This is a genomic window from Pseudoalteromonas sp. MBR-15 (assembly GCF_053628915.1).
In genome coordinates this window covers 173,589-188,062 of record NZ_JBRJHH010000009.1, presented here as the reverse complement: position 1 = coordinate 188,062, position 14,474 = coordinate 173,589, and the positions used below count along the sequence as shown (strand labels likewise).

Below are 14,474 nucleotides of genomic sequence, written 5' to 3'. Positions count from 1 at the left end.
ACAAGAGCTTAATTTAAATACTACTAATCGCTGCTACGGCTACACCAAGCTGATAAACAATCTGCGTTGCGGTGCTCCACAAGGTTAGGTTATCCATGTAATCAGCATTCATTGGTACAACAATAGTGTCGCCCGCTTCTAAGAGCTGTGAATCATTAACTGCAAACCAGCTGCCGCTATTTGGAATTTTTACTGAACCATTTGCTTTAATGATATAGATTCGGTCATCAGCGGCACGCTCTTTTAAACCACCACTGAGGCTGATGTAATCTTCAACGTCAATACCGGGTTTAAACAAGTGAGAAGTCGCGTAGTTTACTTCTCCAATAACGCTTATTGAGTCACGTTTGCTTGGGACATAAAGCGTATCGCCATTTTGTAAAACAAGTTTTTGTTTGTTATCAGCAATAAGAGGTAAATCAATAACTAAACGTCCTACAGCTTCAACATTTGCCAAGTCAATAAGTAACTTGTTCATTTCTTCATAAGAAAGAGTGTTACTACTTACGGATTTTTCAAAGCTTTTTGTGGCAATGTCTCGACGTAAGTCTTCTGATAGTTTTGCTAACTGTTGTTGTTCTTGTTTTCGGATTGACTCACGAGTAAAGATAGCAGCATCGGGTTCTGCAAAGTCAGAAAAACCCCCAGCTCTTTCAAGCAGGTTAGTAAGGGTTTCTCCACGTCGAATGGTGTATACACCAGGAAACTTCACTTCACCTTTTAGCTCAACTTTTACGTTTTCTTGCCAATTAGGAATAGAGAAAATATTAATACTATCTTTACTACGCAATATTTTATTTTCAGCTTTTTCACCTAGCATAGCTGCATGTAGGTCAAACTTGATGTGTTCAACTTTTGACGCATCACCCGCAACAATCCGAGTGATTTCAGCTTGTTCTGTATAAGCTGACTCAAGTAAGCCACCGGCTGCTGCAATAAGTTCGTTTACTTCGCTGCCAACCGTTAACGGGTAAACGCCTGGGTACGTAACATGACCATTAATTTCAACAAGTTGCATTGCTGTTGTAACAGAGGCTTGCTGTTTAAGCTTTGCTATAATTGGTTTTAATAAGTTATAGCGACTAAAGACTGCGTAATCTTCAGGTTCTAACTCCTGCTCTTCTTCTTTTGCTTTACGCTTCGATATTTCTGCGATGGTGAGTACTTTTTCTTCCTCAAGCTTGAAAGGGTCTTCTTCTTTTAAAACACCAATATAGCGTTCAAACTCTTTATTTTGATATTCGTGCCATTGCTTCACTTTAAATTGCTGTTGCTGTTGCTCTTCGCTTAACGCCATATTTGCAAGTGCAATTTCTTCAGCTTCTCTTTCTTGATAACGGCTAAAAACAAACAGTTTATCGTTTGCTTTTAACTCTAAATCATGACCTTGAGCTTTCACGATAGCTTGGGCAATATCAAATTGGAAAACCTCAATATCACCGGCAACGTTTATTTCACGTACCAGTAAGCCATAACCAAGATCGGCCTGTGGCAGTAAGTCGCCACGCACTGAAGTGAAAATATCTGAAATGCGTTTACCTTGATGCCATTGGTAATGACCAGGACGCGCAACAGCACCAATTAAGCTAACACTATTTTGATACTGTAAACTGATAGGGTTAAAACGAATACGGTCACCATCACGCGGAATATAGCTAATTTTATTTGAGCTAAAGTCAACAGATAATACTTCTTTCATGTTGTGATTGTTAAAGCGCTCAACCAAAGCTTTTTTAGCATATGCTTGTGGCTTTAAACCGCCAGCCATTTTTAAAAGCTGCTCTGCCGTTTCGCCTTTTTTTAACTCAAAAATTGCTGGGCGTTTTACAAGTCCCTCAACAGCAACTTGCGAACCAACAGGCGGGATAAAAACAACATCACCTGGCTTTAATATAATATCGTTACTGCTATCACCCTTAATAAGCAGATCGTACAAGTCAAAATTCGCAACAACTTTACCGGCACGTTTAACTTGTATGTTTCGTAATGAGGCTATTTCTGACACCCCGCCGCTCACAAACAAAGCATGCGATACTGTAGTCAGTGATGACACACTGTAACTACCCGGTTTATAAGCTTCACCTAACACTAAAATACGAATACTACGTAGTTTACCGACCGATACAAACGCTTTAATGCCAATAACTTCCTGTTCAACTTTGGCTTTAATGAGCTCTTTTACTTCTGCAAATGTAAGCCCTGCAACTTGGACTGGGCTAAGATTTGGGATACTTATACGGCCTTCACGATCAACCATCACATCGTAGCTTTCACTTTCTTTACCATAAAAGTTAATAGTAAGCTCATCACCACGGCCAATTAGATAAGTATCTGGGACTGCGGCATTTTCGCTGGGCATAAATGTGGTTGGCTCACCAGCAAATAGGTCATAACCAAAAGGTTTTACTTCATCGACTTTCGGCGCAAAACGTTCATCGTCTGTAAGTTCTTCTTGTTCTTTTTCAAAGCGAGGTTGAATTGTTGACTCTTGTTCAACAGATTCTTTATTAGAGGTTTTGCCTGTTATGGTGGATAAATCGACACCATATTGCTTAGCAAGCGCTTCTTGCTGAGCTTTAGGAAGCTTTTTAAATTGCTCAATTTGAGCTGCTGTAGGGGTAAATGCCAATACTGATGCAGAAGTTAATAGCAAAAAAGTAATAAAGAGTCTTTTAAATAACATCACAAGTAGGGATTTCCATAGTTCTACAGTCAAAAAGATTGTCTATTCTACCTGAAATGACAAAAAATAAAAAAGGGACTTTCGTCCCTTTCTGTCATAAAAACATCAATATTCCGGTTTATTTAGTTAAAAACTGTAAACCAACGTTAATGACGTTTCAGTATCTGTATTTTCTTTGTCGTCAGCTACATCAGAGTTGTGGGTAATGTTGTACGCCACTTTCATTTGCAGTGAACCATTAATTTTGGCAAGAATGGCTGATTCAGAACGTGTTTTGGTGTTGGTATCACCGTATTCCACAGAAACGAGCTGAGTGAAACGCGCACTGTCTGAAATTTGCCAATTGTAGTCAAGTTTACCTAACGCAATTACTTCACCTTCGCGTTCACCCGCAAGTGAGTTACCGTTTTCGTCAACTTCTGTGCTTGTGTCTGGGTATTGGAAGTATTTATAACCTGGACCCACTTCTGCATTTAACCACATATCAGAACGGTCGATTAATCGTAAACCATAACCCGCTGAAACTACGGTCTCATTACGGTAAGCACCAAAGTAATCAGATACGTGCGAACCGTAAATGAATAAGTGTGAGTGCTTTTCGTTTAGCTTGTAGTTACCCTGTGCAGAAAAAGAGTACTTTTCGTTAGTACGCTGTGTTTCTTTAACACCGGCATCATTTTCGATCTCGTCTTCTTTATAAAGACCATCAAGCTTATATTCGTTATTCCAGCTCTCAAGGTTATGTAATACCTTTATGCCACCTTTTAGAGTGGTTGTTTCTGTATTACCGCTGGTTATGATGGCACCTAACTCACTCGTAACGTCCCACGTTTTCGTTTCATCGGCTGCGAATGCGCTAGTTGCAGCAGATGCTGCAACTAGAATTGATAAAGCTTTTAATTTCATTAAAAAATAACCTTTACTACTTTTAATTAGACAATTTAGTCTTCTTTGTGCAAATGAACGTCCATTTGCGGGAATGGAATAGTGATGTTTGCATCATCAAGTGCAATCTTAATGTTTTCCATTAAGTCGAAATATGTTGGCCAATAGTCAGCAGAGTTAACCCATGGACGAACCACAAAGTTTACGCTTGAATCGGCAAGTTCAGATACAGCTACTGTGTATGCAGGATCTTTTAATAAACGCGTTTCTTTGTCTAGTACTGACTTAAGCACTGCTTTTGCTTCTTTAAGATCAGCGTCGTAACCAACACCAATTACTAAGTCGATACGACGTGTAGACTCACGTGAATAGTTAACAATTGCATCGCCCATGATTTTTGAGTTAGGCATTACAATTACTTTGTTGTCTGGTGTGCGCATTTCTGTAGAGAAAATTTCAATTTTCTTAACCGTACCCGCTTTACCGCCAGCTTCAACATAGTCACCTGATTTGAACGGACGAAGTAAAATAATTAATACGCCAGAAGCAAAGTTAGATAATGAACCCTGAAGTGCTAAACCAACAGCTAAGCCCGCAGCACCTAAGATAGCAATGAATGATGTTGTCTCGATACCTAGTTGAGATAGAGCCATTAAGATTGTTGCAGCAAAAACGATTGCATAAACAATGCTCGCTACAAATGAACCTACCGCTTTATCTACTTTTTTCTTATCAAATGCTTTTTCAGTTAACCCTTCGCAGAATTTGGCGATGCGGCTACCAATAAAGAAGATAATTAGCGCCAGAACAGCCTGAACGGCGTAATGTATTATTAAATCTGAATTCTCATTGATCCAGTTCATTATTGTATCCATGTTCTCTCCTGAAGTTCATTTTTAGCGTAACGCTGTTGAAATTATATATGATCTTTGGTTAAAAAATCATTAAATAACATGCAGATTAATCAATGAGTGATTGCTTAATTGCAAAAGCGAGAGTCTAGCCCCCGAAACTGAACGCCAGCTGACCAGTGTTAAGTTTCTGAAATTTCTTACTCTTTCAACTTTTTTATCTTTTTTTATATTTAGGGGTTCACAAGCCCACGTTAATTATGTAATATGCGCGCCACACCAAACATGGTGTATCTCAGTGGCGGCTGTAGCTCAGTTGGTAGAGCCCCGGATTGTGATTCCGGTTGTCGTGGGTTCAAGCCCCATCAGTCGCCCCACTCCCCCCCCCCTTTTGTATTTCTTTTGTTGTTCCTTTATAGATTTATTCTTAGCTTAGTTACCCTAGCATTATTTTATTTCAATTTTTAGCCTTTGTTTTTAACTCTCTGTTTTTATTCAGCGCATCTTATACATTTCACCTTGCTTATTTTTTAACCTCAAAGCTATTTAAAAAGTTGCTGCGCAAACGCGCCATGCAAGCATAACGCCTACGGTTTAATGTAGGCGTGAATTTTATTTCGCGCGAAGAGGTTATAAGCGACGAGTTGCTAAGTGCGAGCGAAACCGAGATGGGTGTTTAATGCCGCTGAACAGGTTTATTTTTTCGGCGTTAAAACGCCTCCTACGTTTGTCGTGTGCATCTTTTGTAGGAAGGGCTATAGTCGTGAATTTTAAAAGACAGGTTGCTGCGCAAACGCGCCATGCAAGCATAACGCCTACGGTTTAATGTAGGCGTGAAATTTATTTCGCGCGAAGAGGTTATAAGCGACGAGTTGCGAGGTGCGAGCTAAATCGAGGTGGTTGTTTAATGTTGCTGAACAGGTTTGCTTTTCGGCGTTAAAACGCCTCCTACGTGTGTCGTGTGCATCTTTTGTAGGAAGGGCTTTAGCCGTGAATTTTTAAAGGTAAGTTGCTGCGCAAACGCGCGATGCAAGCATAACGCCTACGGTTTAAATAAGACAAAAAAATGCCACCTTTCGGTGGCATTACACACGGGATTATTTCTATTTACTAGAAATGCTTTACATCAGTGCAAGGCCGACGATTTACTCGTCTATACCTCACGCTTTTTAATTACTTCCAACTTTTCATTTTATGCCCTTTTACAGCATAGAAAAGTATGAATAAATAACAAGGCAACATCACAATATAAGCCATTTGTTGCGCCTCGGCACTTTTAACGCCGCCACTTGCAAGGCCCCAAAATAACGGACCAAATGCACCGCCGGCAATACCCATAACAAGCAAGCCCGACCCCACACTGGTAAGCTTACCTAAGCCCGAAAGCGCTAGCGGCCAAACTGCTGGCCAAACAATTGCATTGGCAAAGCCTAGCACAGCAATCAGCAATAAGGTATCAGGAAGTACCGATTTTAGGCCAAGCAATGTAGAAATAACGACCGACTCATTACTGCCTGTTACTATCGCAAGCGTTAACACACACCCTAACAGCGCTGAAATAGTCAGTGCAGCCTGTTGAGACAACACACGTGGAATCAACAAGATACCTAAAAAGTAACCTAGTACCATACAACCCATGGTGTATGATGTCATCACACTGTATTGCTCAACACCCAATGACAGAGCAAAGCTACCAATGGTGTCACCAGCAATTACCTCGACAGCCACATACACAAACAACGCCACAATCCCTAACGCAAGGCTCGGATGCGCCAATGCTTTTTTAACTTGCCCAGGCTGCTGTTCATCAGCATCATCAATTAGTTCAGGTAACGGCATTTTGGTCACTGCGAAGCCAAGTATACCAATAAAAAGTGCCATCCCTAAATACGGTAATATTAAGCCATTGGCCATGGCATCGATGTCAGCTTGGCTGAGCTCTTTACCTACAAACCCTTTAAAATCACTCAGTATGAGTGCGGTAAACACAATCGGGGCTACAACCCCTGCACCTTTATTTAAAATACCCATAACACTTACGCGGGCTGCGGCTGATTCCTCGGGGCCAATTCTTACCACATACGGGTTCACCGCTGTTTGTAGTAATGTTTGACCCGCGCCCATAACGAGTTGCGCAAATAAAAACAGTGCAAACACTTGTGTTTTTGCAGCAGGAATAAATAACAATCCTGCAACCATCATGGTTGCCATGCCAAGGGCCATACCATTTTTGTAACCCACTTTACGAATAATCATCGCTGATGGAATCGCAGTGAATGTTACCGCGATATAAAACGAGAAAATAATCAACGACGCCTGAAACGGCGAAAGCTGCAAAACTTGCTGCAGGAAAGGCATTAAAGAGCCATTTAACCAAGTAGCAAAGCCTAAGATAAAAAACAGCGTGGCAACGATAGCCATAGGTATTAGGCTGCTTTGTTTATTCGTTTCTGACATGGTAATTCCCATTCATAGCATTGACTCAATTTATCAACGCTATTTGTTCAAGATGATTATAAATACGTTTGATGAAATATTTATAACACTAACGCAACAAAAATGACAGCGCTGCCATTAAACTGACATCAAATTGTAGTCATAATACGATGCCTTTAGTTAAAAGCAAGATAATAAAAAAGGGCCAAAGGCCCTTTTAGTTTGCTTGTAATCTATTAATTTACATAGGTTATTCGGCTTGTTTGCTGCGAATTTAAACGGCTACGCAAAGCTACATTCGCATCATTTTCAACACTGATCGGATCAGCATAAAGCTGCCAATTTTTTCCATTATCTAGGCTGTATTCAATGCTTAAATAGTTAAACGCTGTGTTGGCTTTTAACGTCCCATTTTCAATAACAGCTCCCGGCACAGGTAAATGCAGATTGATACCATCTTGCGCCAGCTTTTCGAGCTCTTTTAAACCCACAGCGCTTGAGAATTCAGCCCAGTCTTTCGCTTGCTTTTTGGTATCGATATTTTCGCCTTCCCACTCTGCTTTGTGCCACGCACGTTCTGCAACTGACAAAATACGCGGAAAAATCATTGCTAACACCTGATCTTCTGTGCGGATAGTTTCAGACCACACCTGACCTTGCATACCCAGAATATTTTCAGGTTTCTCAAGCTTAGGTAACGGGCGACCAACCAAGGCTTCTAAATTAACAATTGGCTCGCGAGTACGGGTATAGTCTGCATTCGCGTATACATCGTCTGGCATGTAGTTAAAGGTTTTTTTAGTATCGGTGTAACGGGTTGCCCAATAATAACCACGCTCTTCTGGGCTGGCTTCATAGGGATGATCGAAATATAAGTGCGTGCCATGTGATAACACCACTTGGTAGCCCGCATTTGCTAACCGATATGCTCTGTCTGCAACGCCCCACTCCCAAATATTATCCCATGTATTAACCGTAAAGGTTTTATTTGGGAATTCATCACGTTTAAATGAATTCTCACGGTCATACATGATGCCATCTTCCCAAATTCCTGGGGAAATACCGCGCTTTTCTAATAGTGTCGCGACGCGTTGCGTGAAATATGGTTTAAGATCAGCGGGGCCCGACACGCCATTACTCGGCTCGGCAAATAACGCCTGACAAACAGGTGAGCCAATCCATGAACCCGCCCCCACTTCATCACCACCAATGTGTAGGTTTTTCAGCTGTACGCCTGCTTCGCGGTACATTTGTTGTAATTCATACGTTACTTTATCTAAAAATGCATAGGTTGAATCCATACAGACATTCATCGAATTATCTTTGTAATTTTGTACCGTCATATACACTGAGGTGTCTTTCGGATCGGTCAGTAGATACTGTGTTGCAGGACCCATATTCACTTGTTGTATTTCTTGCTTGGCCGAGCCAGTTTTTATATTGTTTTTAGCTGCTTTTTCGGCTTGTTCGAGCATATTATGATAACGTGCCTCCATCGCTTTTATTGATGCACGCGCATGCCCGGGTCCCTCTACTTCAGGGATGATCTGAATATGGCGATCTTTTGCGTATTTTAACAGTTCAACAAATTCTTCGCGTTTTAAGTAACCATTACCCGAACCTGTTTTAAATGGTCCCGTACCTAGCTGCGTTAATAAACAGGTGCGCTCTTCTAAATCAAAACAACGGTATCCACCTACCTCGGTAAGCTCCGGTAGGCCAGGTATTTCGAGTCGCCAGCCTTCATCTTCAGAAAAATGCCAATGTAGCTTATTCATTTTATAGCGCGCCATTTGCTCAACGAGCTTAAACATGGCTTCTTTACCGTGAAAGTTACGGCCATTATCGTAATGCATACCACGCCAGCCATAGCGAGGTGAGTCTTCTAATTCAAGCTGAGGTAAGCTTGCTGAGCCTTGGGTTGCTGCTGGCATCAAATTAAGCACACTTTGCATCGCATAAAACACACCAGCATTATCACTGCCGACGATGTTAATGACTTCATCATCAATTTCGAGGGTGTAGCTTTCAGCTTTACCGGCATTCAGTGCAGGGTCGACTTTAAGACGAATAAGTTTCTCTTTACCAAGGTTAATATGGTCAGGCTGCGCTTTAAGGCTAATACCATAGTCATCTTGTAAGTCTTGCATAAACACCATTACTTCGTGCTTGAGCTGACCTTGATAACTAATTTGCCAATCATTATTGATGGTTGTTGTACCCCGGTTAAAGTCAACTTTGCGTGGTTTTGGAATAATGCGTTTTAGTGCTTCTTCTTTACTTACAGCAACGTTATCGGCATTGTTTCTTTCAAAGCGTACTTTAGGCGTTGCAAGCACAGATAAATCTTTCGGCTCGTTATAGCGGTATAATTGGTTATCGCGCGTAAACGGCATTACAAATTGTTTAAAGTCTTCGGTATCTGTGTTTGCAAATACCGCTGGCTTATTTTTTCCTGAAACAAAAAATGCACGCGGCATAAAATCGCTGTAAGCAACAACCCATACTTGTGCATCAAAAGGCAGTTCTAGGCTTTCACCCGCTGCTAACCCTTTAAAGCTGCTCGTTGGTACTATACGGTGTAAGTCACCATTAACATGTTCAATATTTAAGCCTGCGACATGTTCGGTCGAAATTTTACGAACAGAGTGAATATAAAGCTGCCAATCACTTTCACCCGCAGGCAAAGCCACGTCAGAGCGATTATTAAGCGTAATTTGACCTAAGAACCCCGCGTCTTTATTACGGAAATTATCTTCTACCGAAAATAGTAATTCAGTGTCTTTAGCAAAGTGATTAACCTGTGATTGCGTCAGTGTCGCATGTGCGACTACAGGTGATGCTACCAGTATCGCGGCGAGTATTGACCTCTTAAAATCCATTACTTTCTCCTCGTTTAAGCCCTGAGTTTACGGTATTTATTCCGTAATATTTGTCATTTTTGTTTATTATTCATACCTATCATATAAAAACTAAAATGACAGCGCTATCATTTTATTAAAAATAAGCGGGTAGCTTCATCGTAGGAAGCGTTTTAACGCTAATTTTATTAAATAGATGTTGCTGCGCAAACGCGCCATGCAAGCATAACGCCTACGGTTTGTTGTAGGCGTGAAATTTATTTCGCGCGAAGAGGTTATAAGTAACGAGTTGCGAGATGCGAGATAAATAAGCTTCGAGAAGCGAGTTGCGAGGTGCGAGCTAAACCGAGAGGGGTGCTTAATGCCACCGAAAAGGTTTGCTTTTTCGGCGTTAAAACGCCTCCTACGTTTGTCGTGTGCATCTTTTGTAGGAGGGGCTTTAGCCGCGAAAGGGTTATAAGCAACGAGCATCGAAAAGCGAGATACGAGCTAATACAGTTATACTGAGAAGGTTGTTTAATGCCAGTTAATAGGTTTGCTTTTCGGCGTTAAAACGCCTCCCACGTGTATCGTGTGCATCTTTTGTAGGAGTGGCTTTAGCCGCGAACTTTATTAAAGAGATGTTGCTGCGCAAACGCGCCATGCAAGCATATCGCCTACGGTTTGTTGTAGGCGTGAAATTTATTTCGCGCGAAGAGGTTGTAAGCAACGAGTTGCGAGGTGCGAGCTAAATCGAGATGGCTGTTTAATGCCAGTTAATAGGTTTGCTTTTCGGCGTTAAAACGCCTCCTACGTGTGTCGTGTGAATCTTTTGTAGGAGGGGCTTTAGCCGTGAATGTTTTAAAAGAGATGTTGCTGCGCAAACACGTCATGCAAACATAACGCCTACGGTTTGTTGTAGGCGTTAAATTTATTTCGCGCGCAGAGGTTAAAGCGGCTTTTAAATCTTCATACAAAGATACTTCTCTTCTAGATACTCATCTAAGCCTTGATGACCACCTTCACGTCCCAGGCCCGACTGTTTCACACCACCAAATGGGGCAACTGGGTTTGAGATAAGCCCTTCGTTGATGCCTATCATGCCGTATTCAAGTGCTTCACTTACGCGATAAATTTGCTTGATGTTGTCACTGTAAAAATAAGCAGCTAAGCCATAAGGCACATCATTGGCAAGTTTCAGTACTTCTTGCTCGTTATCAAAGGCAATAATGCTGATTACAGGACCAAACACTTCATCATGGTAAATATCCATCTCTGGGGTGACATCAGTCAAAATGAGTGGCGCTTGAAAACTGCCCTCAAGCTCCTTATTATCGCCTATTAAAGAAGCCCCTTTGTTCACCGCATCTTCGACTAAGCTTTGTACCTTCTCTTTTGCTTTTGGGTAAATCAATGGGCCAATATCCACCCCTTCATCAAGGCCATTGCCTACTTTTAACTCTGCTACTTTGTCAGTGAGTTTTTCAAGCACGGTTTCAAGCACTGAGCGCTCTACAAAAATACGGTTTGCGGCGACACAGGTTTGCCCTGCGTTTCTAAACTTCGCGCCCATGAGCCCTGTAACGGCGTCATCTAAATTGGCATTTTCAAAAATAATAAAGGGAGCATTACCACCGAGCTCCATCGATGTGTTCTTAATTGTAGAAGCACACTGAGCGAGTAATTGCTTACCGACACCAGTTGAACCTGTGAAAGTAAATTTACGTACGCGCTCAGACTCTGTCATGATTTCGCCGACCATTTTTGCGTTTTCAGATACCACCACATTTAAGGCACCTTTCACGAAACCGGCTTTATCAGCGAGATATGCAAGTGCAATTGCACACAATGGCGTATGCTCAGAAGGTTTAATAACAAAGCTACAGCCTGCCGCATATGCGGGGGCAACTTTACGCGTGATCATGGCAATCGGGAAATTCCACGGTGTAATACCTGCCACCACACCCACGGGCTGCTTTATTGTTGATAAACGATGCTGACTATCCGTCGCAGGAATACTATCGCCGTAACTGCGTTTGGCTTCTTCGCTAAACCATTTAATAAACCCGGCGCCGTACTCCACTTCACCCAATGCTTCTTTTAAAGGTTTACCTTGCTCTTTGGTCATTAACTCAGCAAGTTGTTGTTTATGCTCAATGACTAAGTCGTACCAACGTCGCAACGTTTCACTGCGCTCAGTCGCCGTTGTTTGCTTTAGTTTGCTAAAGGCTTCGTCGGCACTTTTTATAGCCAGTTCAACCCCGGCTTTATCAATATTAGAGACATGGGTAATAGCCTCTGCGGTTGCGGGATTATCGACACTAAAACGCTGGCTTGTAGAATAAAAGTCACCGTCGATAAATGAATCAGAAAAAACCAAATCAGACATAGAACCTCCAAGTTAAAGACACTAGAAATCAGAAATCTGACGACTATCATCTGAAATCTACTATCTGACAGCTAAAAAACAAAAAACCGCTGTAGAGACCAAGCAACTACAGCGGTTTTTAGGTATTCAAAGCCGTTAAGAATTAATGCTCTTCATTAACGATATTGAGATTATACTTTGGAATTTCAACCACAAGATCTTCATCTTTAATGATTGCTTGGCAACCAAGACGTGACTCTGGTTCAAGTCCCCATGCTTTATCTAACATGTCGTCTTCTAGCTCATCACTTTCGTCTAAAGAGTCAAACCCTTCGCGAATAATTAAATGACATGTCGTACACGCGCATGATTTTTCACAGGCATGTGGGATGCTAATGCCATTTTTAAGCGCAACATCTAATACAGTTTCGCCTGCAGGTGCTTCAATTGCTGCGCCTTCTGGGCATAACTCTTCGTGTGGAAGAAAAATAATTTGTGGCATACCTTACCTCGTTAAACTTCGTCTACTGACTGCCCTTGCAGCGCTTTTTTAATTGATGCGTCCATTCTACGCGCAGCAAACTCGCTACTTGCATTATCTACAGCTTCAATCGCTGCTTTAATTTCTGCCGGTGTTGTGGCACTTTCGCGTACCGCAATAAGTTTAGCAATTTCTGCTTTTAACACACTTAATTCTTGTTCATCAAGCAATTGGCTATCGGTTGCGAGTGAAGCTTCAAGTGCTTCAACAACACGTAATGCTTCAACTTGCTGCTCTTTGAGCATTCGCGCTTCCATGTCGTCTTTGGCATTTGTCATCGACTCTTTCAGCATATTAGCAACTTGATCATCCGATAAGCCAAATGAAGGTTTTACCTGTATTTCAGCTTGCACACCGGTTGATTTTTCCATTGCTGATACGCTCAATAGACCATCGGCATCAACTTTAAAAGTAACACGAATATGCGCAGCACCTGCCGCCATAGCCGGAATGCCCTTTAAGCTAAATTTAGCCAACGATCGACAATCATCTACTAATTCACGCTCGCCTTGCAGCACGTGTAATGACATCGCCGTTTGACCATCTTTAAAGGTGGTGAACTCTTGTGCACGTGCCACCGGGATTGTGGTGTTACGTGGAATGATTTTCTCGACCAAACCGCCCATGGTTTCAAGACCAAGCGAAAGTGGTAGTACATCGAGCAATAACATGTCTGAATCAGGCTTATTACCCACTAACACATCTGCTTGCAGTGCAGCACCAAGGGCCACAACACGATCGGGGTCAATTGAGGTCAGTGGTTCTTTATCAAAAAATGCCGCAACTTGAGAGCGTACAATCGGCATGCGGGTAGATCCACCCACCATAACAACTTGCAGTACTTCTTGGTTTTCGATACCGGCATCTTTAACCGCACGTCGGCACGAGCGAAGCGTTTTCTTTACAAGTCCTAGCGCCAATTCATCAAAGGTTTCGCGCGTTACTTCAACTGTGTAGCTTTGGCCATCAAACTCTAAGCCAACGTTCACTGTTTGGTATTGGCTTAATGCTTCTTTACAGGCTTTTGCTTTATTGATGAATAAACGTAAAACCGATGCCGATAACTCGTTAACACCCGTTTGCTGCTTAAAGTAGTCAACCAGTAATGAGTCGAAATCGTCACCGCCTAGGCTCGAATCACCGCCTGTCGCCATGACTTCGAATACCCCTTGATGCAGGCGTAAAATAGAGATATCGAAAGTACCGCCGCCCAAGTCATAAACGGCAATAATGCCTTCTTGACCTGAGTCTAGGCCATAGGCAACTGCCGCCGCTGTTGGCTCGTTGAGTAAGCGTAAAACATTAATACCCGCAAGTTCAGCCGCGTCTTTGGTGCTTTGACGCTGTGCATCATCAAAGTACGCTGGCACAGTGATCACGGCGCCCATAATATCTTGGCCGGCAAAGCTTTCTTCAGCACGTTGTTTTAAGGTTTTTAATATTTCACTTGAAGCAGACACCGGGCTGATTGCGCCAGCAACAGTGCTAATGGCAAGTGAGCCATTATGTTCACAAAACTGATACGGTAATTGACCGTAACTTTGCTCAATTTCGGTTTGTGTTTTGCCTAAGAAGCGCTTCACTGAAATGAGTGTATTTGCTGGGTCTTGTGTAGCCGCTGCAGCCGCTTGTTCACCCACTAATATGCTGTCTGCTTGGTACTGAACAACCGACGGCAGCATTGCATTACCTGCAAGGTCTGTTAGTGTGCGAGCTTCGCCACTTTGGACAGTCGCAACAAGTGAATTTGTTGTACCTAGGTCAATACCCACTGCCAATTTGTGCTCATGTGGTGCCGCGCTTTGCCCCGGCTCAGCAATTTGCAATAATGCCATAATGCTCTTTTAAACTCTTAAATAGCTGTTAAGTT

Annotated in this window: 8 protein-coding genes and 1 tRNA gene; 1 reads left to right on the top strand and 8 read right to left on the bottom strand. The window is 42.2% G+C overall.

What is annotated here, in order from left to right:
- Positions 1–13: 13 nt before the first annotated feature.
- From ACSSVW_RS13815 to ACSSVW_RS13805, 3 genes are all read right to left on the bottom strand, one after another.
- Positions 14–2,683, bottom strand: coding sequence for an SLBB domain-containing protein (locus ACSSVW_RS13815; protein ID WP_143474488.1), 2,670 nt, complete (start codon positions 2,681–2,683; stop codon positions 14–16).
- 126 nt (positions 2,684–2,809) lie between these two features.
- Positions 2,810–3,589 (bottom strand): DUF481 domain-containing protein, encoded by a 780-nt coding sequence (locus ACSSVW_RS13810; protein WP_036973284.1) that lies wholly within the window; start codon positions 3,587–3,589, stop codon positions 2,810–2,812.
- Between the two features lie 35 nt (positions 3,590–3,624).
- The gene (locus tag ACSSVW_RS13805; RefSeq protein ID WP_036973285.1) at positions 3,625–4,443 is read right to left on the bottom strand and encodes a mechanosensitive ion channel family protein; all 819 of its coding nucleotides are present in this window, start codon (positions 4,441–4,443) and stop codon (positions 3,625–3,627) included.
- Positions 4,444–4,720: 277 nt separating this feature from the next.
- Between ACSSVW_RS13805 and ACSSVW_RS13800 the strand changes: the two genes are divergently transcribed.
- Positions 4,721–4,796: transfer RNA gene (locus tag ACSSVW_RS13800), tRNA-His, on the top strand.
- A 796-nt stretch (positions 4,797–5,592) separates the two neighbouring features.
- On the opposite strand, the gene nagP is transcribed toward ACSSVW_RS13800, so the two are convergent.
- The 5 genes from nagP to hscA all read right to left on the bottom strand — a co-directional run bounded on the left by nagP (position 5,593) and on the right by hscA (position 14,439).
- The gene (gene nagP, locus ACSSVW_RS13795) at positions 5,593–6,876 is read right to left on the bottom strand and encodes an N-acetylglucosamine MFS transporter NagP (RefSeq protein ID WP_409076797.1); all 1,284 of its coding nucleotides are present in this window, start codon (positions 6,874–6,876) and stop codon (positions 5,593–5,595) included.
- Between the two features lie 215 nt (positions 6,877–7,091).
- A complete protein-coding gene (locus tag ACSSVW_RS13790) occupies positions 7,092–9,737 on the bottom strand; it encodes a family 20 glycosylhydrolase (protein ID WP_454179496.1) in 2,646 nt (881 codons plus the stop codon).
- Positions 9,738–10,656: 919 nt separating this feature from the next.
- Positions 10,657–12,084, bottom strand: a complete 1,428-nt coding sequence (locus ACSSVW_RS13785) for an NAD-dependent succinate-semialdehyde dehydrogenase (protein WP_036973287.1) — start codon at positions 12,082–12,084, stop codon at positions 10,657–10,659.
- A 142-nt stretch (positions 12,085–12,226) separates the two neighbouring features.
- Positions 12,227–12,565 carry an ISC system 2Fe-2S type ferredoxin gene (gene fdx / locus ACSSVW_RS13780; RefSeq protein WP_036973288.1) on the bottom strand — a complete coding sequence of 113 codons (339 nt, stop codon included), beginning with the start codon at positions 12,563–12,565 and terminating at the stop codon, positions 12,227–12,229.
- Positions 12,566–12,576: 11 nt separating this feature from the next.
- Complete coding sequence (gene hscA, locus ACSSVW_RS13775; RefSeq protein WP_036973289.1) at positions 12,577–14,439, bottom strand: Fe-S protein assembly chaperone HscA; 1,863 nt, start codon at positions 14,437–14,439, stop codon at positions 12,577–12,579.
- Positions 14,440–14,474: the final 35 nt, after the last annotated feature.